The following is a 26,808-nucleotide window of genomic DNA, read 5'->3' as shown; positions in this document are numbered from 1 at the left end:
GGTGATCCGGGCCTCCAGTCCGGTGCCCTGTTACGGACGTGCGCTGCGGCGGATGCCCGGCGTGACGCGGACCGCGATCCGTCGTCGGGTCACCAGGAGCACGCCCGCCAGCATGAGCGCGAGTGCCGCGAGCCCGAGGCCGACCAGCCCGGTCACGCCCGTGAAGGCGAGTTCGGTGCCGTGGACGATCGCGGCGAGCCCGGTCGGGAACCGGACGGTGACGGTCGCGCTGACCGTCTGACCCGCGTTGTCGCTGACCTCGTAACCGACGAAGGTGGTTCCGGTGAAGCCTTCCTGCGGGGTGAAGACGACGCGGCCGTCGCGGATGGTCCACGTGCCCTGGTCAGCGACGACCACGCGGTCGGTCGGTGCGCCGGACTCGGGGTGCAGCAGGTGCAGCGTGCCCGGCTCGAACGTGGCGCCGCCGGTGGCGGAGTCGTTGTCGAGCGGATCCACGACGACCCGGTGTCCGACGATCCCGGTGGCGGAGTCGTCGGTGGCGACCGCCGCGGCGACCACGGTCATGGTCGCGGTGGCGGTGGCCGTCTGCCCCGAGGCGTCCGTCACCGTGTAGGTGAAGGTGTCCTTGCCGGTGAAGCCGGCGGCCGGCGTGTAGACGTACGCGCCGTTCCGCTGGATCGTCACCGTGCCGTGGGCGGGCTTCCAGGCCGGGGCGGCGGTGAGGCCGGTGCCCTGGTCGTCGGCGAGCAGGCCGTGGCGGGCGTCACGGGTGACGGGCGTGCCGGACACGGTGTGCCCGGAGTCGTCCGCCGCGGCGATGCCGACCGTGATCGTGACGGTGGCGTCGACCTGCTGCTCCATCGAGTCCTGCGCACGGTACGTGACGGTGTCGGTGCCCGAGAAGCCCTTCGCCGGGGTGTAGACGAACGTGCCGTCGGCGGCGATGGAGGCCGCGCCGTGACGGGCCTGACCCACCGCGACGACCGTCAGGGCGTCACCGTGGTCGTTGCCGAGCACGCCGTGGCCCGCGACCCGGACCGTCTTGCCGGCCGTGGTCGAGGCCTTGTCGTCCTTCGCGGCCGGGGCGACGTCGATGACGACGCGCGCGAACGCCGCGGTGCCGTCGGCGTCGTTGGCCGAGTAGGTGAACCAGTCACGACCGGACCAGTTCGACGTGGGCGTGTAGACGTACGAGCCGTCCTTCTCGAGCGAGAGTGTGCCGTAGAACGGCTTCGTCTCCATGGCGGCCCAGAGCCCACGACCGGAGTCACCGACCAGCACGCCCTTGTCGGCGGTCATGCGCATGCTGCGGTTGGTCGACATGGTGTGCCAGTGGTCGACCGCGGCGACGCCGACGACGACCGTGACCGTCGCGGTCGAGGTCCGTCCGGCGCCGTCGGTCGCCGTGTACTCGAACGTGTCCGCGCCGGAGAAGCCCTTCGCCGGGGTGTAGACGAGCGAGCCGGGCTCGGTGCCCGAGGTCACGGTGCCGTGCTCGGCGCGGCCGTGCGCGGTGACGGCGAGACCGGTGCCGCGGTCGTTGCCGGTCAGGGTCGCGCCGCTGATCGGCAGCGCGGTGTTCGCCGCGGTGCGCAGGGCGTCGGCGACCGCGGTCGGCGTGACGGTCACGGTGACGGTCGCCGTCGCGGTGCCGCCGGTCGGGTCGGTCACCGTGTAGGTGAACGTGTCCGTGCCGGAGAACCCGTCGGCGGGCGCGTACGTGACCGAGCTGGCTCCGGTCGGGCCGGTTGCGCCGCCGCCGGTGCCGCCGGGCGTCGTGCTGCCCGTGATCGTCGCGGTGCCGTGGCCGGGCTTCGAGACCGCGGTGACGGTGAGCTTCGTGCCCGAGTCGTTGCCGGTGACGGCGACGTCGACCGGGGTCGCGGCGCTCGTCGTCGCGGTGTCCGCGGCGGCCTTCGGGGCGACGACGATCGTCACGGTGCCCGTGGTCGTCCCGCCGGAGCCGTCGGTGACCGTGTAGTCGAACCCGTCCGGGCCGGAGTAACCCGGCTCGGGCTTGTACGTGTACGAGCCGTCCTCGTCGACCGTCACGTCACCGTGCGAGGGCTTGGTGTGGTCGGTGACCGCCAGGTCGGTGCCCTTCGCACCGTCGAGCAGGCCGGTGCCGGCCGGCACGGTGGTGGTGGCGTCGGCCTCGGCCGAGGTCGACCCGCCACCGGCGACCGGGGTGACGGTGACCGTCACGGTGCCGGTGTTCGTGGCGCCCGACGGGTCCGTCACCGTGTAGGTGACGGTGTCCGTGCCGGAGAAGCCGTCCTTCGGCGTGTACGTGATCGTGCCGTCGTCGTTGCGGGTCGCGGTGCCGTTCTTGCCGTCGGTGACGGACACGACGGTCAGGCCGGTGCCGTGGTCGTTGCCCGTCAGGGCGCCGGAGGTGACCGTGGTGCTGCCGCCCGCCGCGACGGTGACGGTGTCGGGCTCCGTGCCGGGGCGGACCGTGACCGTCACGGTGCCGGTGGTCGTGCGGCCGGCGGGGTCCGTCGCCGTGTAGGTGAAGGTGTCCGTGCCCGAGAAGCCGTCCTTCGGCGTGTACGTGTACGAGCCGTTCGCGGCGAGCTCGACCGTGCCGTGTGCGGGCTGCTGGTCGACGGCCGCGGTCAGGCCGGTGCCCCGGTCGTTCGCGAGCACGCCGTCGCCCTTCGCGACGGTCAGCGTCGAGCCGGCGGTGGCGGTGGCGGTGTCGGCCGTGGCGCGGGGGCCGACGACGACCGTGACCGTGCCGGTGGTGGAGCGACCTGCTCCGTCGACCACCGTGTAGGTGAAGGTGTCCGTGCCCGAGAAGCCGTCGGCCGGGGTGTAGACGACGCGGCCGGTGGCACGGTCGAGGGTGGCGGTGCCGCGGGCGGCGCCGGTCTCGCCGGCGCCGCTGCCGGTGCCCGTCTCGCCGGTGCTGTTGCCGGTGCCGCTACCGGCGGCCCCGCCCGGGGTCACATCGGTCACGGTCAGCCCCGTGCCCCGGTCGTTGCCGGTCAGGGTGGCGGCATCGATGGTCAGCGCCTGGTCGGCCCGGGTCGACACCGTGTCGGCGGTCGCGACGGGCCGCACGGTGATCGTGACGGTCGCCGCACCGGTGGTGACGCCGCTGCCGTCGGTCACCGTGTAGGTGAACGAGTCGGTGCCGGACGCTCCGGCGGTCGGCGTGTACTCGACCGAGCCGTCCGCTGCGACGACGGCCGTGCCGTGGGACGGACCGGTGACGATCGTGGTCTCGAGGTCCGAGCCACGGTCGTTGGCCTGCACGTCGATCGTCACCGGGGTGCCGGCGTCCGTCGACGCGGTGTCGGCGCCGATGGTCGGGTTGACCGTGATGGTGACGGTCGCGGTGCTCGGCGAACCGGAGCCGTCGACCGCCGTGTACGTGAACGCGTCGGGGCCGGAGTACCCCTCGGCCGGCGTGTACGTGAACGTACCGGTGGCCTTGTCGAGCGTCAGCGCACCGTGCGAGGGGGACGTGTTCGACGCCACGGTGAGCCCGGTGCCGGAGTCGTTGCCGAGCACGCCGGTCGCACGGGTGCCGGCCGTGGCCGCGCCCCCCGCGGCGACCTTGACGGTGTCGTCCTGCGCGGCCGGGGCGACCTGCACGGTCACGGTGACGGTGTCGGTCCCGCCGCTGCCGTCGGTCACCGTGTACGTGAAGGAGTCGGTGCCGGAGAACCCGGCGGCCGGGGTGTACGAGTACGAGCCGTCCGGACGCACCGTCGCCGAACCGTGCGCGGGGGTGCTGTTGCCCGTGACCGTCAGGCCGGTGCCCAGGTCGTTGTCGAGCACGTTGCCGGTCGTCGTCGACCCGGCCGTCGCGGTGGCGGCGTCGGCCGTCGCGGTCGGCAGGACGGTGAGCCGCACCGTCGCGGTGACGGTCGCGCCGGAGCCGTCCTTCGCGGTGTACGTGAACGAGTCCGGGCCGGAGTACCCCTTGTCGGCGCCGTAGGAGAACGACCCGTCGGCGGCGATCTTCACCAGACCGTGCGACGGCTGACCGTGACCGGTGAGGGTCAGGTCCGACCCGCGGTCGTTCGTCAGGACGCCCTCCGCGGCGTTCACCGTGAGCACGGTGCCCGCGTGCACGCTGTAGGCGTCGTCGGAGCCCTTCGGTGCGACGGTGACGGTCACGGTGCTGGTCGAGGTCTGCCCGGAGGAGTCCTTCGCCGTGTACTGGAACGTGTCCGAGCCGGAGAACCCGCCGGCCGGGGTGTACGTGTACGAGCCGTCGGCGGCGACCGTGGCGGTGCCGTGCGCCGGCGTGGTGTTCGAGACCACGGACAGGCCGGTCCCCTGGTCGTTCGCGAGCACGCCCGAGGCAGCCGGCACCGACAGCGCCGTGCCGGTGGGGGTCGTGGCGGTGTCGCTGCTGGTGCGGACGTGCGTGGCCTTCAACGTGTTCGTGAAGGTGACCAGGACGTCCGTGCCGTCCGCGGTGGTGGCTGCCGGGAACGTGAACGTCCCCGTGGTGCCGGTGCCGCTGGCGACGACCGCGTCGCTGTTCAGGTTCACGGCCTTCCAGGTGGTCGTGTAGTTCGACGGGTCGGTGGTACCCACCGCCGTCTGGCGGGCCGTGTAGGTCTTGTTCGGGGTCGACAGGACCGCGCCCGCCTTCTGGGGCTGGGTGCCGGCGGCCGTCCCGTTGGTGGTGGCCGTGTTGCCGGTCGAGACGCCGCCACCGGTCACCGCCAGACCGAACTGGTCGGACGGACTCCACCGCTGGTCGACGCTCGACTGCGCCGCCAGGGTGTTGGCGTAGTTGCAGGACGCCAGGTCGCTCGGCGAGTAGCCGTTCGCGATCGTGAACGTGCTGACCTGCGCGCCCGAACCCGGATCGATCTTGTACATGGTCGAGCCGACCGAGGCGAACAGGTAGCCGTCGGACGAGAACGCGATGCCGGGGCTGCCGCTCGTGCTCGCGTCGATCGGCAGGGTCGCGACCTTCGAGGTGGTCAGAGCCGTGGTGCCCGCGGTCGTCGGGACCGTCTCGGTGTCGACACGACGGATCTCGTTGCCGGTGACGACGAACAGCAGCCCGCGGGTGCTGAACGCCATGTCACCGTTCTTGTTGGTGAGCAGGTTGCCGATGGTGCCGACCTGGCCGATCTTCGCGCCGGTCTTCGTGTCGTACGCACCGAGGTACGCGGGGTTCGCGCCGCTCGCGTAGTAGTAGATGCCGGTCGCCGGGTTGATCGCACCACGGAGCAGCTGGTGACTGCCGTTCGGGTCCGCGTCGGTCACGTCGGCGATCCGCGCATCGCTCACCGCGTTGTACCCGGTGATCGTGTTGCCGTTGTTGATCGACGCGTACGCCGCGACACCGTTGCGGGCGACCGCGAGGGCGTTGTCGCCCGGCGCCATGCTCGTGACGTTCGTGACGGCACCGGTGGTGGCGTCGATGGCGGCGAGCTGGTTCGCGGCAGTGTTGATGCCGTACAGCGTGTTCTGGTCGCAGGCGAGCGCGCCGGCTGCGGCGGCGGGGTCGGCCACGACGGCCTGGGTCAGACCGACGCCGGCGAGGAGCGCGGCGCCGAGCATGGCGACGGCGCGCAGGCCGGGACGGCTTCTGGGCACAGCGGTGCCCGGGTTTGAACGCTGCATGATCACTTTCGGGTCGAGACGATGCGGGCACCGAGACCGACCGGAGGATCAGGGAGAACGGTCGTTGGCGCCAGGTTGATCCTGGCAGTTCCTCGTGTTCGGATGGGGACAATCTGGGTCCCCAATAGGGGGGACCACTCGTTCAGGGGGTACGCGGCGATCCGGCACGTCTCGGTCCGCCGTCGCGACCCGTTCGCGCCCCGGGCGCACGGAAGAACCCCCGCCGGCAGGCCGGCAGGGGTTCGAGGATCAGCGAGCGATCAGCAATGGATCACGCGGTCGGACGGATCACGTCCGGCAGCAGCACGTGCAGGCGCTCGGACAGGCGCGCCTTCGCCTCGTCGAGCGAGCGGAAGTCCCCGACGTACTCACCGAAGGTGTCGGAGACGAAGAAGTGGGTGCCCTGACGGTCGACGGTGCCGCCGTAGTAGCCGCCGTAGTTCGCGACCCACAGGCCGGTGTCGGCCTGGGCCCACGAGATGCGGACGGGGGCTGCCTGCACGGGAGCCACGACCTGGGCCTCGATCTCGGCGATGACCTCGATCGTCTGGGTGTCCAGGGTCACCTCGGCCTGCTGGCGGTGGGCGACGGTCGTGCTCATGGTGCTGCTCCTTCGTGCTGTGCTGCGTACTGGGTGGTGCCGGTGGTTCCGGGTGGTGCGGGCGTCGCGCTCGACGCCGGTGGGGCTGGTGTCCGTCGTCGTCACTCGACCGGCCGGATGACCGGCGGGAGCATGACGTGCAGCTGGTCCTCGAGCTTGGTCTGGGCCTCTTCGAGGGAGGAGAACTCGCCCACGACGAGCCCGAAGGTGTCGGAGGCCACGTATCGGTCGTCGCGCTTGTCGACGCTGCCGCCGAAGTACCCGCCGTAGCCGGCGATCCACTCGCCCTGGTCTTCCTGCACCCAGGTGACCTTGGCGCGCTTGGGGCGCGAGGAGAGGGCTGCATCGGCCTCGAGGATCGCGATGGTGTCCACGGTGTCGGTGTCGAGGGTGACCTCGGCCTGCGTCGCGTTGTTCACGGTGATGCTCATGTCGCTCTCCTTCACGATCCGGGGTACATCTGCTGACACCAGAACGCTACGAGAAGTGCCGAGGGGATCGCCAGCCAGGCCCGTCGATTCACGGGTTTCGTCAATGCCATCCATCGGGCAGCCCCGGATTTCCGGGCAGGTGCGTCGCACTTCCGGGGTACAGCGCCAGGATCGGGGTACTCGTTTTCCGGATTGCCGGGATCGGGGGACGAGATGGTGCGGACACCTGCCTGGAGGCGCGACTCGCTAGCGTCGGCACGTGACCTCTGACAAGCCCCGCGTCGACGACCGCGCCCCGGCCACCTGGCGCAGCCGTCGGTTCGCGACGGGGCTGGCGATCGCCTACGGCGTCGCCCTGGCGCTCGTCGGGTTCTGGGGCTCCCCCGTCGACGCCGCAGGGGCCCCGTGGCTCACCCGTGTCCTCGCTGCCGCGCACCGGCACGGCCTGCCGGAGCGCATCGACTACGCCACCGTGGAGTCCCTGGCGAACGTGGTCTACTTCGTGCCGCTCGGCCTGCTCGTGGTGCTGCTCGCCGGTGCACGGTGGTGGTGGGCCGCCATCGCCGCGGGGCTCGTCGTCAGCACGTGCATCGAGACCGGCCAGGCGCTGTTCCTCCCCGCCCGCACCGCGACCATCGACGACGTCGTCGCGAACGGCGTGGGGGCGCTCCTGGGGGCCGTGGTGGGTGTGCTGCTGCTCAGCCGGGCGGCCCGGCGTCGCTGACGACGTCCTCCGCACACGAAGAAGCCCCCGGAGCAGATGCTCCGGGGGCTTCGTTCAGTGTGTCGAGACTCAGACGGACTCGCGCTGGCGGCGGACCGAGCCGCGGACCAGCAGGAGGCCACCACCGAGGACGACTGCGCCGCCGGCGACCCAGAGGGCCAGGGCGGAGACGGTCGAACCCGTGAAGGCCAGCGTGCCGTCGGTGCCGTTGCCAGCACCGGCGCCAGCTGCGGGAACCGCAGCAGCGTCAGCCGGGGCGACGGTGAAGGCCGCGAAGCCGACGACGCCCGAGGTGGCGCCGGTGGCGGTCAGGTTGTAGGTGCCCGAGGCGCCCTGGGGGAACGTGACCTTGACGACGAGCGAACCATCCGCAGCGGCCGTGTAGGACTTCGAGACGGTCGTGGTCGGCAGCGCGCCGAGCGTGACCGCACCGGCACCGGTGACCTGGACGTTGACGGTCTCGTTGTCCTGGAAGGCACCCGGCGTGAAGCTCACGGCGGCGGTGCCACCGGCGACGGCGGAGCCGGAGACGGAGACGTCGGAGTCAGGCGTGTAACCGGCGGCGTTGGCGACGGCCGGAGTGGCGAGCAGTGCGGCGCCAGCCAGCACCACCGCTGCGATGAGCTTCTTCATGAATGGTTCCCCTAAAGATCTGATTTTCCAGACCCTGACACCCAGAGCCCGCTTCCTCGCCGGCCCGAACCCAGGCCATGGTTATGGCGGGTGTTATGGCGAAGTTCCCTCAATCTAGCGGGTTTTCACAGTGACGTGCCAGATTGTTCGGATTTTGGTCACTGGTCGTCATGTGTTCACCGCGACCCCCTGAGCCCGGACAACTCTCGTGTCGACCTTTCTGCGGACACGGTCCGGGGAAACCCCTGTTCAACCCGCCAATCGTGGGCGAGCCCGTCGCCCTGAGTGCCGGATCAAGAGTCTTTGCGGTCAGACAGGCGAACGGCACGCCCCCCGGAGTGGGGGCGTGCCGTTCGCGCTGAACGGTTCTTTCGAGGGAGTGGGTGCTCGTCAGCCCGCCGCGAGCGGGTCCTCACACGAGAACGTCAGCGGCTGGGTCTTCGTGGAGCGGACGCCGGGGGTCGAGGTCGCGCTGACGGGCGCCCTGGCGAACTTCGCCTCGCCCAGGAACGCCACGCGGTACGTCAGGCTCTCGCCCGGCGCGAGCAGGGTCTGCAGCTGCGCGACAGGGTGCCCACCGTCGGTCGCGGTTTGCACCGGCGTCGTCTTGCCGTCTTTCGTGGCGCCGAGGAAGATCGCGTTCTCCGGTGCGTAGGCGGCGAGGAGCGTCTTGATCTTGCCCGGCTCCACACCGAAGTTCCCCCCACCGGTGACGTACTCGGGCAGGCTCGTCGCCGCGTCAGCCGGTGCCGTGTTCTTGATGGTGATCTGGACGACGGACGTGGGCCGTCCATCCTTCCGGCACACCGAGCTACCGACCGAGACACGCTTGTCGAGGTAGTAGTCCATCTTCGAGCCGGTGCCGTCATTGAGGTAGACGGCGAACTGGCGAGAGTCTGCAGTTGCGGTGGGGAGCTCCCCGGCCACGGGCGTGCCGCTGATCCGACGTTGCTCGGACTTGTCGGCGCTCCAGACTCGTAGGCGTTCCTCACCCGAGCTCTGCGTCAGCGCCGACACGAAGGTCTTCGCGTCGAACCCGCCGGACGACACCTTCTCGAAGACCGCACTGGCTGCGGAAGCGAAGAACGCGTCCTGCACCACCGGGTCCGGGTGCTTCGCGTAGACGTCGCTCAGCAACAGCTTGACCGCGTTGTCGGCCGTCAGGGTGTCCCCGGTCGGCAGCTGCACCGGCCCGGTCGCCTTGAGGATGTAGCTCAACGTGACCGGGTCCATGGCCAGGACGCCGTCCGTCTGCTGCCCGAACTTCTGCTTCCACATCTCGCGCGCGAGCTTCGCAGACACGTCGAAACGCGGCGTGAGCGTGACGTCCTGCATGTACTCGCCGGTGATCTCGCCGTAGAGACCCCGCGTGTCCGCCGTCAGCGGCAGCACCGGCTGCTCGTACGGTCCGAACGACGATCCCGATGCCTGGTTCCCGAGGCTGATCGCCCCGTCCTTCGCCTGCAGGAGCGCCACGGCCCCTGGGATCCCGCCGCCGGCACGCAGCTCGGCGTTGTTCTGGAACAGCAGGACGTAGTTCCGATCGCCGTCGTGGCCGAGCATGGCCGGCGCGAGCTGCACGATGCGGTTCGCTGCGACCGCCTGCTCGGATGCTGACGACAACGCGTTCCGCAACTGAGCAACGGCGGTCGTCACCGGCGACAACGTGCCGCTGACGTCGATCCCCTCGGCGTCGCGGTGCGCGCGGGCGAGCGTCTTGGTCGCCTTGGCGACCGAAGGCTGCGCGTCCTCGATCGGCTGCAGGTCGATCTTGCCGTTCTTCGGGGCGAACGAGTCCGACCCGAGCTTCCCGACCACCCCTGCGACCGGTGTGACCGCGTTCTGCGCGACGTCGTCGACGATCACGGAGACGTCACGCACCGCGCGAAGGTTGGTCCCGAAGAACGGCACGTGCTGTGCTGCGCCCCACACCGGGTCACCTGTCAGTGAGCGCGCCGACGCAGCTTCGTCCTCGAGACGCGCCGCTGTCTTCTGAACCGCGGCAGGGTCACCACCGGTCAATTGTGACCGCAGCGTGTCCACGTCACCGACCGCGCGTTCCAGATGCCCCTTCGCGAGGTACGCACGGATCCCCACCCAGGCGACAGCGAGGATGAGCAGCAGGACAAGGGCGAGGACGACCCACAGAACGATCCGGGCCCTGGACCCCCGGTGAACTGCAGTGCGTCGCGACTCGGGCGCGTCGGACATGAGGCGATCCTACGGTTCAGTGTGTCCGATACCCGTCACTGACGGACGGAATCCGCGTGTTCCCGGTACCAGTCGATGGTGCTGCGGAGCCCGTCTTCGAGGCCGATCTGTGCCGTCCAGCCCGCATCCGCCAACTTCGACACGTCGAGCAGTTTCTGCGGCGTACCGTCCGGCTTGGTCGTGTCCCAGATCGTCTCGCCTTCGAAGCCGACGATCTTGCCGATCGTCTCCGCGATCTCCTTGATCGTGACGTCCGATCCCGTCCCGACGTTGACCTGGTCAGGACCGTCGTAGTGCTCCATCAGGTGGAACACCGCAGCCGCCATGTCGTCGACGTGCAGGAACTCGCGACGCGGTGAACCGGTCCCCCAGTTCTCCACGCTCGACGCCCCGCTGCGAGCTGCTTCGTCGTACCGGCGGATCAGGGCCGGCAGGACGTGGGAACCGGTCGGCGAGAAGTTGTCGCCCGGGCCGTAGAGGTTGGTCGGCATCGCCGAGATCCACGGACGGCCGAACTGCCGACGGACGGCCTGCACCTGCAGGATGCCGGCGATCTTTGCGATGGCGTAGGCGTCGTTCGTCGGCTCGAGGTGGCCCGTGAGTAGTGCGTCCTCGTGGATGGGCTGCTCGGCCATCTTCGGGTAGATGCAGGACGAGCCGAGGAAGACGAGCCGTTCGACACCGTGCTCCACCGCGGCGTCCATCACGTTGACCTGGATCTGCAGATTCTCGCTGAGGAAGTCGTGCGGGTAGGTGTTGTTCGCCATGATCCCGCCCACCTTGGCGGCGGCGAGTACGACGTGCTTCGGCTGCTGGTCAGCGAAGAAGGCGAAGACCGCGCCGCGGTCCTTCAGGTCGAGCTCGGACGAGGTCCGCCCGACCACGTCGGTGAAGCCCTCCGACTCGAGCTTGCGCCACACCGCCGAACCCACCAGGCCTCGGTGTCCCGCGACGTAGACGCGGTCAGCTCGATCGATCGGACCGGGGGTGAAGTCGGTCGTGGTCATCAGGAACCCCAGCTCTCGAGACGGACGGTGTCGATCCAGGGACGGCCCTCGTGCTCGAGGGCGGAGATGTCGGCGTCGACCATGATCCTTGCCAGCTCGGCGGTGTCGACCGTCGCTTCCCAGCCGAGCTTCTCCTTGGCCTTCGAGGCGTCGCCGACGAGGGCATCCACCTCGCTCGGTCGCAGGTAGCGCTCGTCGAAGCGCACGTGGTCTTCCCAGTTCAGCCCGGCGTGCGAGAACGCGGTGACGAGGAAGTCCTTGACCGTGAAGTCGCCACCGGTTGCCAGGACGAAGTCATCGGGCTCGTCGGCCTGCAGCATCCGCCACATGCCCTCGACGTACTCGGCGGCGTAGCCCCAGTCTCGGACGGAGTCGAGATTGCCCAGGTACACGTGATCCTCGAGGCCAGCCTTGATCCGAGCCACCGCGCGGGTGATCTTGCGGGTGACGAACGTCTCGCCGCGACGCGGCGACTCATGGTTGAACAGGATGCCGTTCACCGCGAACATGCCGTAGGCCTCACGGTAGTTCCGCGTCACCCAGTAGCTGTAGACCTTCGCGGCGCCGTACGGAGAACGCGGCCAGAACGGCGTCTCTTCGTTCTGCGGCGGCGGGGTGGCCCCGAACATCTCAGAGGAGGACGCCTGGTAGAAGCGCGTGTGGATCCCGGATACCCGGACCGCCTCGAGCATGCGCATCGTGCCCACACCCGTGACGTCGCCGGTGTGCTCCGGCTCGTCGAACGACACCCGCACGTGCGATTGGGCCGCGAGGTTGTAGACCTCGTCGGGCTTCAGCTCACTGAGGAGGCTGACGAGCCGCGCGCCGTCGCCGAGGTCTCCGTAGTGCAGGAAGAGCTTGGCATCGGGGTTGTGCGGGTCCACGTACAGGTGGTCGATCCGCGACGTGTTGAACGTGGACGCACGACGGATGAGTCCGTGGACCTCGTACCCCTTACGAAGGAGCAGTTCGGCCAGGTACGAGCCATCCTGTCCAGTGATGCCCGTGATGAGCGCGCGCTTGGTCAATCGTTCCCCGATTCGCTCGATGCGGATGCCTGCTGACCTGCGGCCAGAGCGCTGAGTAGCTGAGCAAATCTATCGAACGAAACTCGTGGATCGAGCTGAGTGGAGCGGAAGCGTCGCCCGTTCTCCCCCATCTTGGCCGCGAGGTCAGGATCCGCCCTCAGCGAATCAGCTGCATCGAGCAGTGCTCGCGGATCATCAGCCTTGACGACAGGCCCGGCCTCTGCCATCCGGAGTTCACTCTCGGTGATGCTGCCGCGATCTGTCGCCGCGATCACTGGCAAACCCGTACTGAAATACGACGTGAGCTTGCTCGGCACGGCCATGCCCTCGACGCCGCCTTTCTCGTTCACCAGGAGCGCGTCGGCGGCCACCAGGGCCTGACGGAATTGATCGTCAGGCAGCGACCCAATGATGGAGAGCGCCGGGACATCCGCTGCGAGTTTCGCGAGATGCTCTCGCTGGTTGCCGTCGCCGAGGAGCACGAAGCGCACCGCACTGCTCCGGGCGCTCGCGAGGCGGGCTGCCTCTACGACGTTCTCAAGGCCTTGCTTCAAACCCATGTTGCCCGCGTGCAACACGACGAAGTGCTCTGGGTCCCAGCCGAGCGCAACACGAGCCTCATGCCGGTCCAGAGGGGCGACGTCGGCGAGATGAGACCAGTTCCGCACAACCGCAACCGCATCCCGCTGGAGGCCAAACTCCTGCATGACCGTGTCGCGGAAGCGTTCGTGGATGACGACGACCCTGTCGGAGGAACGCAGGACCCATCTTTCGACGGCCGCGATGGCCCGCCCGGAAAGGTGTGATCGCTTATCACCGAGCTCCTTCACGCCGAGCGTGTAGAGATCCTGAACCCACACAACCACTGGCCGTCGCGTGATCACTTTGGCTTTCACGAGGGCGAGCGCAGACGAAATCAGCGCCGGAGAGACGAGCACGACTACGTCGGGGCGCCCGGACGCAGCGGTGAGCGATGCGAAGCCGAACGACAGTTCCGACAGGGCGCGGGCGACACCTCCCGGCTTGCGAGGCAGCTCGTGCCGACGACGCACCACTCGCACTTCGTCCTCGACGCTCTCTTCTGCACGACGGGGACGACCTCCGCGGAATGCCCACTGTGGGTAGTGAGGGAAAGAGGTGATCACGCGAACGCGCCAACCGCGAGCAGCGAGCTCCCTTGCCAGGCCGGCCGAGTAGGGGGCGATCCCCGTGCTCTCAGGCGAGTAGTTCAATCCGACCAGGAGGACGGAGGGTGGCGGCTTCACTAGGTGAACATAACAGTTGCCTGATCACCTGGATGAAGTGGGAAAAGGAGTGAACGCGCCGCTGACGTTCTCCGGCTGGTCTGCGGTGACGGGCGAAGTTGACTTCCAGGGCACCCGCTTCACTGGTACGGTCACGCCATGTCGGACCGAGCTGGACAAGCGTTGATCATGTTGACCGTCCGATGAGTCTGCGGTCCTTCGTTGGGTCTCGTCTCGGGAACCTCGAGATGTCGACACTCGCGATCGCAGCACTCCTGCCGCTCCACATCGCAAGAGTTGGTGCCGTCCGCGCTTGGGGTGCGGACATCGATCGCAGCGCAACGCTGTACCACGGCTTCCAGATCAGATCAGCACGTCGCCTGACCATCGGGGCGCGCACCAGCGTCGGCGACGGGGCGATCCTTGACGCTCGCGGAGGCTTGACGCTGGGCAGCGACGTCAACCTGTCGACGCAGGTCCACATCTGGACCGCGCAGCACGCCTGGGATTCACCCGACTTCGCTTACGTTTCTGCTCCTGTCAACATCGGCGACCACGCCTGGCTGAGCACGAGGGTCACAGTCCTCCCGGGCGTATCGATCGGAGAGGGTGCTGTTGTGGCCGCGGGTTCCGTAGTCACGAAGGACCTCGCACCGTACGGCTTGTACGGGGGCGTTCCCGCTCGCAAGCTCCGCCAACGCGCGGAGCCGAAGACCTACCGACTGGCGCCGGCGAAGCGCAAGGCATGGTGGTGGTGACGCGGGCTCATGCTCCGGCCTACGCCGCCGTACACGGCCAAACCGGCAGTTCTGACGTCCGCCGGGTCCAACGCCGGGCGTAGGCGAGGTCCACTCGACGGAGCCTCACTCGAACTATGCTGACGTGGGGCGCCCGAGCCTCGGTTGCCGGGGATTATCCGAGGAGCGGTAGTGGAACGAGCGTCAGAACCTCTGGACGACCAGCCCGTCCCCGTCGTCCCGCTCAGGCTGGCTCCCGGCGAGCGGGCGTCCTGGGACCGACCGCTGCCCTTGGTGGTCCTCTGGTCAGTTGTTGAGCTTCTTCTCGTCACCAATCCTTGGCAAATCAGTTCTCGTTTGCGGGTCTGGGCGCTCCGAAGATTCGGAGCCAAGATCGAGTCTGGTGTCGTGTTTCGGCCACGAACGCGGGTGCGTTTCCCATGGAAGCTCCGCATCGGCGCTGATTCCTGGATCGGCGAGGGCGTGTGGATCCATAATCAAGCCGAAGTCAGCATCGGGCGCGATGTCGTGATCTCCCAGGAGACGTTCATCACGACCGGGAGTCACGCCCATCGGAGAGATATGGCTTTACTCACGAAACCCATAGTCATTGCTGACGGTGCTTGGATCACCGCACGTTCGATGGTGACCGGTGGAGTGACGATCGGAAGATCTGCCCTCGTCCGCCCGATGACTCTCATCAGCTCGACCGTCCCAGAGAACGCCATCTACGGAGGCAATCCGGCCGTCCAAGTGGGCTGGCGCTTCTCCCGTCCGGAGGGAGACCGATGAGCAGCAGCTTGCGAAGCAACAAGGTCGCAGCGTTGACGACCTTGCTTGAAGAGGCGTTTGTGGCTTCAACCTTCGGCTTGGTGCACCACATCATCAGGCAACGCACGTTTCCTCGCCTCCTCCGCTCTCGTGCGTTGGGGGCACTGGGGAATCGAATCAACCGCACCGCGGTGATCAACGCCCATGTCACTATCGCAGGGCGCGCCACTTTGAGTGTTGGCGCACGTACCTTTCTCAACGAGGGAATCTATCTCGACCTCTCCGACCAGATCGTGATCGGAGAGGACTGCGCAATCGGTCATGAGGTCCTCTTCACAACGGCAACACATCGGCTCGGGAAATCGACGAGACGAGCGGGCGAGTCGGTCATTCACCCGATCGTTGTCGGTGATGGCACATGGGTTGGATCTCGTGCCACAATTCTTCCAGGCGTGAGAATCGGCTCGGGCTGTGTTGTCGGGGCCGGCGCAGTCGTCACCAGCGACATCCCCAACGACTCCATCTACGCGGGGGTTCCGGCCCGCCTCATACGGCCACTCGACTCCGCCACGGAATCAGAAACCGAGACCCGAGCATGAGCTCCTCCCGACCGTCAACCGCGCTCCTGCCGATCTCGGTGATCGTTCTCGCGAAGAACGAGGAGGCTCAGATCGGGGAAACACTCTCGAGCCTTCAGAGATTTGCCGAAGTCACCGTCGTCGATTCACGAAGCGTGGACCGAACCGCCGAGATAGCCGAAGCGCACGGCACACGGGTACTTCAGTTCGACTGGGACGGCCAGTATCCGAAAAAGAAGCAGTGGTCGCTCGACCATGTCGACACCGAGCTCCAATGGATCCTTCTCCTCGACGCCGACGAGACACCTACCGAAGATCTTTACGCCGAGCTCGAACAGATACTCAGGACAGATTCCAGCACCTACAGCGCCTACGATCTGCCGCTCCGGTACCGATTTGCTGGAACCGTCCTCCGTCATGGACACAAAGTGACCAAGCGATCGCTTTTGCGCACCGGGAAGTGCCGCTTTCCCGATGTGGGTGACGAGCACGTTCCCGGGATCCGAGAAGTGGAAGGTCATTACCAACCTGTGGTCGATGGCCAGATCGGGCGGCTAACAGGCGCCATTCTGCATGACGATCGCGATCCCGTCAGCAGCTGGTTCGATCGCCACAATCGCTACTCGGATTGGGAAGCACATCTTCGCCTGCAGAGCGACGTTCGCTCGGCTGTCGCGCAACGGAGGTCGCGGCAGGGGCGGCTCTTCGACCGGGTGCCTTTCAAGCCGGCCGCGTTCTTCCTGTACTCGTATTTGTTTCGCGCCGGTTTCCTCGATGGACGCGCAGGGTTCGACTATGCGTTCGCTCTTTCGTCGTACTACTGGCAGATCGGCCTGAAGACTCGGGAGCTCGAGCGTGTAAGTCGGGGAATTGACTGATGCGAGTGCTCCAGATCTGCGACACGCTCGCCACTTCAAACGGCGGCCCGTCCCGAAACGCATTCGAACTGAATCGAGCTCTCAACGCGACCGGCGCAGTGAGGGTCGACCTCTTCTGGATGCACGGCGACCGAGATTCCTCGGTGCTGGACGATCTGTCCGGTTCAGAATCTCGAGACGATCGTGCGAGGCCGCGCCAGCTGAAGTGGCGAAGCCGCGTCAGCGACTCAGAAACCGTCTCGTGGACCACTGTCCTCCGTGTCCTGCGAATGAGCGACGCGGTGATCGTTCATGGCTTCTACCTGGCCTGGATCCCTTTGGTCCTAGCCGCAGCGTTCTTGCTCCGTAAACCCGTGATCCTCATGCCGCACGGCGCGCTGACCTCTTACGAAACATCGAGGAAGAGTGCCAAGAAGTCCTGGTTCCGCAAAGCGTTCCGACCTCTCGTTAAGCGGACCGTGCGTGCTCTAGCGGTCGGGTCAAGCACAGAAGCAGCGGAAGCTGCCACGGTACTGAGCGACGTGCCCGCCACAGTTTGCGGGGTGGGCACATCCATGGTCGGGCCTCCGCGACTCCGCGACGTTTCAGCCCCCTTGCACCTCCTTACGCTGGGTCGACTCGCAGAGAAGAAGCGGATCGATGTCGCGATCCTCGTGGTGGGCGAGCTGAAGTCGATGGGCATTGATGCGCAACTTGTCATCGCAGGTGCCGGAGGTGAGCTGGCGAAGCTGAAGCGATTAACCGAAATCAAGTCACTCGAGAACCAGGTGTCCTTTGTCGGCGAAGTGACCGGGAGCGCGAAACGCAGGGTTTTCGAGAGCGCCGACGTGTTCATCCTGCCCAGCGAAGACGAAAATTTTGGCATCGTCGTTGCCGAGGCCCTGGCCCACGGCGTCCCGGTCGTTGCAAGCGAGCATGTGCAGGCCGCTTCCGTTGCCTCGTACTCGCCTGCCGTGAAGTTAGCTGCATCGCCCGACGCGGTCGAGATCGCTGAACTCGTCCGAGCATTTTCCACCGAGGCACAACCGATGCTTCGGACGGCAGCCTTCGACGTGGCCAGTGCAGAGTTCGGCTGGGAAGCCGTTGCACGACGATGGGTGACTCTTATCGAGAAGACGACGGGTGTTCACGTTGCTTGACCCCACACCGAACGGCAGGATCGACGCGGAATCAACTTGGTCAAAGTTGGCAGCCCGGGCACTCGTCTTCCTGCTTCCGATCCACGTCGGAGTCCCTTTCGCGTCGAGCGTTCTTTCGTGGGGATTCCTTCTCGCGATCCCTCTCCTCCCGGTCACCCTCCGGACCCTCGGCCGACAAAAGGACCTCAAGCTTCTCGGCCTGATCACCTTGCTCACGCTCGTCTCAGGCTTCATCCTGACCGCGTTCGCGCAGCAAGACCACCTGGTCAACGTCAGCTACTTCTGGGTGACAGTGAGTTCGCTTGCTTGCGCGGTTTATGTGCTGATTCCGACCGTGGTCTGGACGCGCGGACTCATCACGGTCTCGGACCTTGCTATCGCCTTCGCGGCCGGATCAATCGTCGAGGTGCTCGCGTCTCCGGGGACGTGGGAGGGGAATATCTGGAAGTTCGGACTCGCCTTCCCGGTATCGGTGATCCTCCTGGCACTCACTTCGCGTTCGAAGTCCTTGGTCCCCACGTTCGCTGCGCTCGCCCTCATCGCCGGCATCGCAATCACAGCCGGGGACAGGAGCTACTTCGGGTTCGTCGCGATCGTCCTGATCGTGGTCATGATGCCAAGAGCCCGGCACCGACGGACGCCGGTCCGTTCGATCATGGCCGTCGCCGGTCTAGTCATCGCAGGCGCCGTCGTGTATTCAGCCGGCGTCGCCCTCGCCCTCGCCGGGTACTTGGGGGAGCGCAACCGTATCGTCACGACAGCCCAGCTGCAGGCTTCAGGATCGGTGCTCACCTCGGGCCGAAGCGAATCTGGCGCAGCAGTCGCGCTGTTCCTCCACCGGCCGGTTGGATACGGTCCGGGGGTTCTCCCCACTGCAGCCGACGTGGCAATTGGGCAACAAGGCCTCACCGGCCGCGGCCTCGACTTGACTGGGCAGTACGTGCGGGAATACCTGTTCGGGACCGGTTTCAAGCTGCACTCGATCACGAGCGACTTGTGGGTCGGCTTCGGGATTCCGGGGATCATCCTCGCACTGGTCTTGGCCTTCTTCGCGGCACGGAGCCTGACGGCGAGTGCGTCCGGTTCGATGTCGAACCCGCTTGTTGTTTTCCTCAGCGTGATTGCGCTGTGGAATCTCGCCTTCTCCCCGATCGGTTCGAACCTCTATCAGACCGTCTTTTGCGTCGCCGTTCTTGCGACCGCTGCTCAGAGTCGCACTCCGCGAACCCTCATCCAGCGTGCCGAGCACGCAGGTGGTGCCGGAACCTCCCGACTCCTACCCTCGCGCCGTTGATAAGACCGATGAGGCGGGAAACGCAACTGTCCGCCGTCCGCATGAGCCGTCCCAGGCGGAAACGGCGGGAACGCGCCTCGTGGAGCCGCTCAGCGATCTCGCCTGCCGACACTTCCGAGACTCCCCCGCCAAGGTAGTCGATGATGACCTCGGGCACTGAGGCCGGCCTACTGTTGACCGAGCCGAATCGCGCGATGAGGTCGTAGTCGGCCACTATACCCATGTCCAACCGATGTCCTCCGAGAGCCTGAAGCCGATCCGTTGAGAACCAACACGCTTGATGACAGTGCGGCTGAAGGCCGAAGAGGTGCCTCCATCGCTTGTAGGGCAGGTTCTCGATGGTTCGAGCAGGGCCCGCTCCACCTTGCAGGTTCTGGGCTCCCGCAATAGCCCACGGGACATCTCTCGGATCGACTTGATCGAGGACGTGAAGAACTTTTTTCAAGCTATCCGCATGCGTGTAGGCGTCGCCGGCATTGAGAAACTGCAACCAGCGGCCAGATGCCCTTTCGGCACCGATGTTCATCGCGTCGTAGATGCCTTCGTCGGGTTCGCTCCGGATGGTGACCGGAAGGCCGGACGCACGAGCGCGTTCAACCGTGTCGTCGGTGGATGCGCCGTCAATCATCAGAATCTCGACCGTGTAGCCTGCAAGGTCCTGCTTCGCCACCGACAGCAACGTTCTGTCGATGAACTCGCTCGCGTTGTAGGTGGCGATGATGATGCTTAAGAGCGGTCGCTCAGCGGTCGCCATCGAAAATCCTCTCCCAGGCTGCCACGGCTCGCTGGAACTGCACCGACAAATTCAGCTGTCCGCTCGGGAGTGTCGGGTCGACCAACCGCTCCTCAACGAGCTTCGAGAGCGAAGCTACGTCATTCGCCAACTGATCACCCGGTAGAATCTCTCGGACACCCTCCGTGTCGTACGCGACCACCGGGACACCGACCGCAGTCGCCAGTCGGATAGATCCGCTTTCGGTTACCGTCTTGTACGGCGCGACGACCACGACAGACTCCAGAAGTGCCGAGACGATGTCTTCATCGCTCACACTTCCCCCTCCTGCCATCTCCGTCACATCGTGACCCCTGGCCCGTATGCGGTCCGCCATACCGCTTGGCAGCCGCTTCGAGCTCAGGATGCACAGGTCGAAGCGAACTCCGACTCTCTCAGCGATCTTCTCGAGATCCCCAACCCCTTTGTCCACCCGTGGGTCACCGATGAAACTGATACGCGGTAGCCCATCGCGAGCGGCGACACGGTTCGCACTCCATTGCGGTGACGACTGAACCACGCTCAGGTAGGGCGGGTGAGGCGTTACGACACGGCGTGGGTAATCGACGGCGGCTAGGTCTGATAAGCGAGCCGAATGAAGGCATATGACCGATCGGCGAAGGACCAGCCGCTCTAGCCGCCACCGTCTTCCTGCACGCGCCCGAACTTGACGAGGATTGTGCAAAACCACGAACACCTTGTCGCTGAAGAGCGATCTTGCCCCCAGTAGCAACGTATCCCAAGAGTCCACGGTCCACGCCGCCACCACAGGTGAATCACGAGGTGCCAACAGCACCGCCCGCACCGGTGAGATGAGACGCCGCATGACCGTGCTGAATCGACGACGAGAGTCTCCGACCGGTCCACCGAGTTCGCTCCGCACTCGGACTCGGCTTGCGCTCGGGTAGTCCCTTGATGCCGGAACCCAATGCTCGACACCCCTCCCCAGTGCATGAAATACGAGCGCCAGCTCGTTACCGTACGGATTCACCCCGTTCGGGTCGTAGATGTTGACGGGACGGCTTGAACGTTGACTCAAGGTCACTCCGTTGATTCGGCGCGTTTGCGCGCGTAATCCGCAGCTCGAAGGCCGATCGGCAGAAGTTGAACTAGCGCCGCCGAAATCACGGACGCCCAAATCGGACCTGGAGCTCCCATGACCGACGCGAGATACACGGAGAGGGGCAGGTTGAGCAGCAACATCAGCACCACACAGATTGCCTGAAAACGGAGGCCTGCAGGTGTGGTCAGCATCATCGCGGACGGCTGGTGAGCCGCCATAATCAGGACGAGTGCACCAAAGGCGACGGCCAGCGGCAGTTCCACGGGCACTTCCGACTTCGTCACCAACGACGCCACGGGTCGGATGAGCAGAACGTACAGCCCACCTGCCACGGCACCGATTCCGACGAGTACAAGGAGCGCACGGCGCCATTGCCGAAGGGCGTTGGTGGTCTCACGCGCAAAGATCGGCCAAAGAGCTACTGCAGCCGTGGAGATGAGAGAGAACGTCGGGGTGTAGAACTGAGCACCGACCGAGTAGCTCGCGAGCTCGTGCCCGTTGGAGACCCACGCGAGCACAAGCCGATCGCTCTGAAGCGCGATGGGAACAGCGATGCTTATCACAAGCATTGGCCCAGCCGAATGCCAGACCTCGAGCACGGTCCTTCTCTGGATGCGCGAGAGGTTGAGTAGCCCTCGAACAGGGCGCTGGTAGTTCCGTGCCGCGACAAAGAAACACAGGGCGGAAACCGTCAGCACGCCGAGCGGGGTCGCGACCGCAAGATAGAGCGATGGTGCGCTCGCGTGTAGGAGCAACCACGTCGCACCGAGCGCGACGAGCGGACCACCGACCGAGATCAGATTCACGTAGTGGTTCTTGCCGAGCCCTAGCAGGATTCGTTGCCCGATCCCGAGGGGGAGGGAGACGGCGAACGGTACGAAAGTGATCAAGAGCGACCACTGCGCTTCTTCGACAAGTTCGGTCGGCAGCTGAAGCAGGTGCCCCCATACCCCGCCCACACTCAGCACTAGCGCCAAAAGAACGACCACGCAGCCGGAAGCAACGAGTAACCAGAACGCAGCTCGGATCGTATTGTCTGCGCGCTCCTGGTCCCGCTCACCCCGACCACTGAGCGCCACGGTCGTGGTGACTGCAGCACCCATCCCGAGGTCCGCGAATGGGATCAGTTGGAAGAGCAAGCCGACCAACATGACGTAGCCGTACGCAGCGGCTCCCCGGGAGTCGACGATCAGGAAGGTAGTCAGTGCGGCCGCCAACGCCGTCACAGGCAGCCCGAGCGCGCGGGCACCGGAGGATAAGAACATTGCGCGGATCAAAGTGCCGACTCCGAATGCCTCAAACGATTGGGCCGGGAGATCTCAATGGATTCAATACGCTCCATCACTCGCGAGCACCACCTTGAGCGTTCGCCACAAGACCACAAAATCGGCCAACAACGACCAGTTCTCCACGTAGTACAGATCGAGCCGCACGGAATCTTCCCACGAAAGGTCGGATCGGCCGCTCACCTGCCACAGGCCGGTCATGCCCGGCTTCACCAGGAACCGACGGTGGACGTGGTTGTCGTAGCGGGCGACCTCGCGTGCGAGCGGCGGTCGGGGTCCGACGAGGGACATGCTGCCGGCCAGGACGTTGAACAGCTGCGGGACCTCGTCCAGGCTGTAGCGGCGCATGAACCCGCCGACCCGGGTGACGCGAGGGTCGTTCCGCATCTTGAACAGGACGTCGTTGCCCTCGGCCCGGTCGAGCGCGCTGAGCTCCTGCAGCCGTTGCTCGGCGTCGACGACCATCGAGCGGAACTTGATCATCCGGAACGTGGTGCCGTTCAGGCCGACGCGCTCCTGTCTGAAGAAGACCGGACCGGTCGAGGTGGTCGTCACCAGCACGGCGAGCACGAGCAGCAGCGGCGACAGGACGACGACGAGCAGCGCCGCGCCGACCAGGTCGAAGGCGCGCTTCGTGTAGAGCTTGCGCCCCGAGTACGTCGGCGTCTCGACGTGGATGAGCGGCAGGCCCTGCACCGGCCGGGTGTGGATGCGGGGACCACCGATGTCGGTCAGGCTCGGCGCGACCACCAGGTGCTGCCTGCCCGGCTCGAGCGACCAGCTGAGCTCGCGGACGCGCTCCGGCGGCAGGTCGTCGGAGCTGGTGATCACGACGGTGTCGGCGCCGGTCTCGCGCAGCGCGGAGCCGACGTCGTCGAAGCCGCCGTGGCTCTGGATGGTCGACCCCGTCAGCAGACCTCGGTGGTTCGTCGACACGACCGCCCCGACCACGCGGTAGCCGGCTTCCGGGGAGCGAGCGAGTTCGCGGCCGATGTGCAGCACGCTGGCCGGGGAGCCGACGAGCAGCACGGTCGCCGAGTACGCGCCCTGCTGACGCTGTGCCACGAGCCACTGGCGCCAGATCCACCGCGACAGCAGGAGGACGAGGATCCCGATCGGGAACGCGATGAGCACGTAGCCGCGGGCCAGGTCGACGTGCAGCAGGAACGCCGCGATCGCGAGCAGGCCGAACACCCGGACGCTGGAGTCCGCGACCAGGCGGTACTCGGTGCTGCCGACGCCGATCACCCGGGCACCCCGGGTGTCGTACAGGGCGAGCGCGCTCATCCACACGACGATCACGACGATGGAGATGGCGAAGTAGCTCAGTCGCAGGTCGGCGGTGTTGGTCGCCAGATTCGACTTGAGTCCGAGCCAGGCGATCTGCACACCGAAGACGACCCAGATCAGGGCCAGCAGATCGGTGAAGAGCACAAGGCGCGAGTACGTGCGGCTCCACTCGTCGGTGGCGCCGACGGCGCGCGGTGCGCGGAGCGCATCCGCCGTCACGAGGACGACCCGGTCACCACGTCGCGCCACCATCCGACGACACCCGCACGGTCGTGCCGTCCCACAGCCACACGTCCTGGCCAGCACGGTCGATGGTGACGGTGTTGTCCGTGTCCGCGCCGTCGGCACAGCCGATCGGCGTGGTGGACGACGAGGGCGTCACGTCCGACGCGGACATGGTCTCGATCTGCACGCCGTCGCACGCTGCCGCGCCGACGCGGGCGAGCGTGTAGTTGCCACCGTCGACGCCGATCGAACGGACGCCGCCCATCGGCACGTCGACCCACGCGGCGTCGCCGGTGCGCCACTCGAGCTGGCCGTCGCAGATGACGACCGCGGTCTTCTCGCCCTGGAACGCGTCGATCGGGTCGCCGCACGGCGCCTGCTCCGTCCCGCTCGCGAGCACGACACCGTCGGTGCTGATGCCGGCGCCAGCGGCGCCGGGCGCCGCGGCTTCCCACGTTACGCCGGCGTCGGTGCTGGTCCGCGCGGTCGCGGTGCAGTCGTCGCCGACGCCCGCCAGGACCGAGAGCTCCGCGCTGGAGGCCCGGATCGCCATGAGCGATCCGACATCCGTCCCGAGTCCCACCGGGACCCACGTCGCCCCGCCGTCCACGGAGTGTTCCAGCACCGGCCGCGGGCCGCCGCACGACCCACCGGACGCGCGCCACGCCTCCTGGCCGTCGACCGCTGCCAACAGGCGGCGACCCTGCTGCTTGGTCGCAGTGGCGTCTGCGTCAGCGGACGCACTCGCCCGCGGCGTCTCGCTCGTGTCGGGTGAGCCGGTGAAGGTGGGGATCGGACCGGCTGGGCCGTTCTCCTCCGGTGCCGTGCGACCGAGGGCGAGCGCGACGAGCACGACGTCGATGACGATCAGCGCCACCACCACGACGGCCACGGTGATCAGCGTGGTCTTCGGCAGTGCACGACCGAGGCTTCGGGTCCCCCGGCGAGTGTCCATGTCCCTCGACTCCGTTCAGCGTCCTGCTCGGCGCAAGACGCCCAGCTTCTTGCCGGTGCGCTTCGGCGGGCGCGTCGACGTGGTCACGGTGTTGTCGTCCTCGTCGTGGCCGTAGCTGTACCCGTAGCCGTAGCGGCCGTAGCCGTACGCACCCGGGCCCTTGACGGGCATCTTCGTGATGACGAAGCCGGAGATCGGGGCGCCGACGTTCTCGAGGGTCGCGACGGCCGCGGCGAGCTGGCCCTTCAGCGTCTGCCCCGAGGCGACCGCGACGATCGCGCCGGAGGCCTTCTTGGCCAGGATCGCCGCGTCGGTGACGGGCAGCAGCGGCGGGGCGTCGAACAGGACGTAGTCGAACTGCTGCTCGAGCAGGTCGATCAGGTCCTGCATGGCCCTCGAGCCGAGCAGCTCGGACGGGTTGGGCGGGATCTGACCGGCGGGCAGGACGACGAGCTTGCCGCGTCCCCACGGGTGGGCCACGTCCTCCAGGTCGGCGCGGCCGATGAGCACGTCGGTCAGGCCGGCGTTGCCTTCGACGTCCATGTACTCGGCGACGCGAGGGCGGCGCAGGTCGGCGTCGATCAGGATGACGCGGAACCCGGCGCTGTCCAGGGCGATCGCCAGGTTCGCGACGGTGGTGCTCTTGCCCTCGGACTGCATCGACGACGTCATGACGAAGGTTCGTGCACCGGTGCCGATGTCCAGGAACTGCAGGTTGGTGCGGAGCGTGCGGAACGACTCGGCGCGGGGGCTCCGCGGGTCGACCTGCACGATCAGCGGGCGTTCGGCGGCCTTCGCGTCGTAGGCGATCCCGCCGACGACGGGCTTGTCGCTGATCTTCTCGACATCGAGTTCGGTGCGGATCCGGTTGTCCAGGGTCTGGCGCAGCACGGCGATCCCGATGCCCAGGGCGAGCCCGACGAGCAACCCGAGCGCGACGTTGACGGGCACGTTCGGGCTGACCGGGACGCTCGGCACGTCGGCCTGCTTGACGCGGGTGAGCTTGACGGTGCTCTTGCCGCTCGCATCGGTGGCCTCGATGTCCTGCACGACGTTGGTCAGGCTCTGCGAGGTCGCATTGGCGATGTTCGCGGCCTGCACCGGGTCGGTGCCCTCGACCGAGATCGCGATGAGGGTCGTGCTCGTCGGCGCCGTCGCCGACACCATCGTCGCGAGCTGGTCCGCGTTCATGTCGAGCTTGAGCGACGAGATGACCGGCAGCAGCACGATCGGCGTCGACACCAGGTTCGAGTACGTCAGCACCCGTTGCTGGGTGAAGGTGTTGCCCTGCGCCAGGTCACTGGCACTGCCGGACGTCTCCGTGGAGACGAAGACCTGCGCCGATGCCGAGTAGACCGGCTTCTTCAGCAGGGAGAACCCTGCGGCTGCGGCCACTCCCACCAGGGCGAGCACGACGATGAGTACCCAACCCTTGCGGAGCACCGTGATGTAGTCGCGGAGTTCCACGCCTTTGCCTTCCCCGATCCGAACCGTCCCTGTGGTCCCGTCACAGGCACGCCGGGGTACTCCCAGCGCACGGCATACAAATAGTGCCACAGGAACGAGTACTACTCGGGGGAAGTCGCCATCCGCCGCGCGGTGTCCTCTACGGTGGCCCCATGCGCTCCGAGCCGGCCCAGACCACCACCGAGCCCAGCGTTCGGCGACAGCGGGACCTCATCGTCATCCTCGTCGCACTCGGCGTCGCCGTGATCCTGACCCGGATCGTCGGACAGGTCACCCGGACTGGGGGCATCCCCTCGCCGGTCCTGCAGGTGCTCGCCGCGGACGCCGCCGTGTGGGTGCCGCTCGTCGTCGCGGCCGCCGTGGTGCTCCGTCGGACCCCGCGTGCGGCGATGGTGTCGCGGCTGCGGCTCGACCTGGGGATCGTGGTCTTCGCGATCGGCATCGTGATCGTGTGCCGCGCGGTGGACGTCGTCATGTCGCTCGCGTTCACGGGGACGACCGGGCTGGTCCCCGCACCGTCCCTCGGCACGCCCGACGTCGGGCTGCTGCTCGTGTCGGCGATCGGCATCGTCGTCGTGAGCCCGGTGCTCGAGGAAGTGGTGTTCCGCGGGCTGTTCCAGCGCCGGCTCGCCGCCGAGCTCACACCCCGCACCCGGTTCCTCGCGGTGCTGGTCACGGCGTTCCTGTTCGCGCTGCTCCACCTGCTGCTCGGTGCGGGTGGCACGTCGCTCGGCGGGTTCCAGGTGTTCGTCACGACGTTCCTGCTCGGCCTGCTCACCGGCACGCTCGTCGCGATGACCGACCGCATCGGCGGCGCGATCCTGGCGCACGTGCTGTTCAACGCGGTCGCGGTCGTCGCCACCTGGCCGCGCTGAGCGGCCAGAGCCGCGTCCCCAGATCGGGTCAGGGGCG

General features: G+C 67.1%; 21 protein-coding genes. 7 read left to right on the top strand and 14 right to left on the bottom strand.

Features of this window, described 5'->3' with window-relative positions; translation table 11 throughout:
* Positions 1-30 precede the first annotated feature (30 nt).
* The 3 genes from DEI98_RS03480 to DEI98_RS03470 all read right to left on the bottom strand — a co-directional run bounded on the left by DEI98_RS03480 (position 31) and on the right by DEI98_RS03470 (position 6,594).
* Positions 31-5,535 carry an Ig-like domain-containing protein gene (locus tag DEI98_RS03480; protein WP_146243399.1) on the bottom strand — a complete coding sequence of 1,835 codons (5,505 nt, stop codon included), beginning with the start codon at positions 5,533-5,535 and terminating at the stop codon, positions 31-33.
* Positions 5,536-5,833: 298 nt separating this feature from the next.
* Positions 5,834-6,163 carry a hypothetical protein gene (locus tag DEI98_RS03475; protein ID WP_217499688.1) on the bottom strand — a complete coding sequence of 110 codons (330 nt, stop codon included), beginning with the start codon at positions 6,161-6,163 and terminating at the stop codon, positions 5,834-5,836.
* A 101-nt stretch (positions 6,164-6,264) separates the two neighbouring features.
* Positions 6,265-6,594 (bottom strand): hypothetical protein, encoded by a 330-nt coding sequence (locus tag DEI98_RS03470; protein WP_071248415.1) that lies wholly within the window; start codon positions 6,592-6,594, stop codon positions 6,265-6,267.
* A gap of 259 nt (positions 6,595-6,853) precedes the next feature.
* On the opposite strand from DEI98_RS03470, the gene DEI98_RS03465 reads away from it, so the two are divergent.
* Complete coding sequence (locus DEI98_RS03465; protein ID WP_084740580.1) at positions 6,854-7,318, top strand: VanZ family protein; 465 nt, start codon at positions 6,854-6,856, stop codon at positions 7,316-7,318.
* A gap of 69 nt (positions 7,319-7,387) precedes the next feature.
* Here DEI98_RS03465 and DEI98_RS03460 read toward each other — a convergent pair whose 3' ends face one another.
* From DEI98_RS03460 to DEI98_RS03440, 5 genes are all read right to left on the bottom strand, one after another.
* Positions 7,388-7,951, bottom strand: a complete 564-nt coding sequence (locus tag DEI98_RS03460; protein ID WP_111099914.1) for a hypothetical protein — start codon at positions 7,949-7,951, stop codon at positions 7,388-7,390.
* Between the two features lie 390 nt (positions 7,952-8,341).
* Entirely contained in the window at positions 8,342-9,832 is a 1,491-nt protein-coding gene (locus tag DEI98_RS03455) for a DUF4012 domain-containing protein (protein WP_181437913.1), read from the bottom strand.
* Positions 9,833-10,197: 365 nt separating this feature from the next.
* Positions 10,198-11,169 (bottom strand): GDP-L-fucose synthase, encoded by a 972-nt coding sequence (locus DEI98_RS03450; RefSeq protein WP_111099912.1) that lies wholly within the window; start codon positions 11,167-11,169, stop codon positions 10,198-10,200.
* Positions 11,169-12,197, bottom strand: a complete 1,029-nt coding sequence (gene gmd, locus DEI98_RS03445) for a GDP-mannose 4,6-dehydratase (protein ID WP_111099911.1) — start codon at positions 12,195-12,197, stop codon at positions 11,169-11,171. The genes DEI98_RS03450 and gmd overlap by 1 nt, the downstream gene beginning before the upstream one ends.
* Positions 12,194-13,462 (bottom strand): glycosyltransferase family 4 protein, encoded by a 1,269-nt coding sequence (locus DEI98_RS03440; protein ID WP_111099910.1) that lies wholly within the window; start codon positions 13,460-13,462, stop codon positions 12,194-12,196. Before DEI98_RS03440 ends, gmd begins: the two co-directional genes overlap by 4 nt.
* A gap of 227 nt (positions 13,463-13,689) precedes the next feature.
* On the opposite strand from DEI98_RS03440, the gene DEI98_RS03435 reads away from it, so the two are divergent.
* From DEI98_RS03435 to DEI98_RS03410, 5 genes are all read left to right on the top strand, one after another.
* Positions 13,690-14,199 carry a DapH/DapD/GlmU-related protein gene (locus DEI98_RS03435; RefSeq protein ID WP_181437912.1) on the top strand — a complete coding sequence of 170 codons (510 nt, stop codon included), beginning with the start codon at positions 13,690-13,692 and terminating at the stop codon, positions 14,197-14,199.
* A 767-nt stretch (positions 14,200-14,966) separates the two neighbouring features.
* A complete protein-coding gene (locus DEI98_RS18990; protein WP_111099908.1) occupies positions 14,967-15,548 on the top strand; it encodes a DapH/DapD/GlmU-related protein in 582 nt (193 codons plus the stop codon).
* Positions 15,545-16,405: a glycosyltransferase family 2 protein gene (locus DEI98_RS03420; RefSeq protein ID WP_111099907.1), complete on the top strand. Its 861-nt coding sequence runs from the start codon at positions 15,545-15,547 to the stop codon at positions 16,403-16,405. The genes DEI98_RS18990 and DEI98_RS03420 overlap by 4 nt, the downstream gene beginning before the upstream one ends.
* A 5-nt stretch (positions 16,406-16,410) precedes the next feature.
* A complete protein-coding gene (locus DEI98_RS03415; protein WP_181437911.1) occupies positions 16,411-17,544 on the top strand; it encodes a glycosyltransferase in 1,134 nt (377 codons plus the stop codon).
* A complete protein-coding gene (locus tag DEI98_RS03410; RefSeq protein WP_146243398.1) occupies positions 17,528-18,838 on the top strand; it encodes a hypothetical protein in 1,311 nt (436 codons plus the stop codon). Before DEI98_RS03415 ends, DEI98_RS03410 begins: the two co-directional genes overlap by 17 nt.
* On the opposite strand, the gene DEI98_RS03405 is transcribed toward DEI98_RS03410, so the two are convergent.
* The 6 genes from DEI98_RS03405 to DEI98_RS03380 all read right to left on the bottom strand — a co-directional run bounded on the left by DEI98_RS03405 (position 18,774) and on the right by DEI98_RS03380 (position 25,896).
* The gene (locus DEI98_RS03405; RefSeq protein ID WP_111099904.1) at positions 18,774-19,592 is read right to left on the bottom strand and encodes a glycosyltransferase; all 819 of its coding nucleotides are present in this window, start codon (positions 19,590-19,592) and stop codon (positions 18,774-18,776) included. The genes DEI98_RS03410 and DEI98_RS03405 overlap by 65 nt on opposite strands.
* Positions 19,579-19,887 (bottom strand): glycosyltransferase, encoded by a 309-nt coding sequence (locus DEI98_RS03400; RefSeq protein ID WP_111099903.1) that lies wholly within the window; start codon positions 19,885-19,887, stop codon positions 19,579-19,581. Before DEI98_RS03400 ends, DEI98_RS03405 begins: the two co-directional genes overlap by 14 nt.
* 764 nt (positions 19,888-20,651) lie before the next feature.
* Positions 20,652-21,938, bottom strand: a complete 1,287-nt coding sequence (locus DEI98_RS03395) for a lipopolysaccharide biosynthesis protein (protein ID WP_111099902.1) — start codon at positions 21,936-21,938, stop codon at positions 20,652-20,654.
* 63 nt (positions 21,939-22,001) lie between these two features.
* On the bottom strand, positions 22,002-23,501 hold the full coding sequence (locus DEI98_RS03390; protein ID WP_258370727.1) for a sugar transferase: 1,500 nt from the start codon (positions 23,499-23,501) through the stop codon (positions 22,002-22,004).
* Positions 23,482-24,429 (bottom strand): hypothetical protein, encoded by a 948-nt coding sequence (locus tag DEI98_RS03385; RefSeq protein WP_111099901.1) that lies wholly within the window; start codon positions 24,427-24,429, stop codon positions 23,482-23,484. The genes DEI98_RS03390 and DEI98_RS03385 overlap by 20 nt, the downstream gene beginning before the upstream one ends.
* A gap of 15 nt (positions 24,430-24,444) precedes the next feature.
* Entirely contained in the window at positions 24,445-25,896 is a 1,452-nt protein-coding gene (locus DEI98_RS03380) for a polysaccharide biosynthesis tyrosine autokinase (RefSeq protein ID WP_111099900.1), read from the bottom strand.
* A 152-nt stretch (positions 25,897-26,048) separates the two neighbouring features.
* On the opposite strand from DEI98_RS03380, the gene DEI98_RS03375 reads away from it, so the two are divergent.
* Complete coding sequence (locus DEI98_RS03375; protein WP_111099899.1) at positions 26,049-26,771, top strand: type II CAAX prenyl endopeptidase Rce1 family protein; 723 nt, start codon at positions 26,049-26,051, stop codon at positions 26,769-26,771.
* The last annotated feature ends 37 nt before the right edge of the window (positions 26,772-26,808 follow it).

Source organism: Curtobacterium sp. MCLR17_034 (assembly GCF_003234485.1).
GTDB lineage: Bacteria > Actinomycetota > Actinomycetes > Actinomycetales > Microbacteriaceae > Curtobacterium > Curtobacterium flaccumfaciens.
Note: the sequence above shows the minus strand (reverse complement) of the source record. Positions and strands in the feature narration are given on the sequence as shown.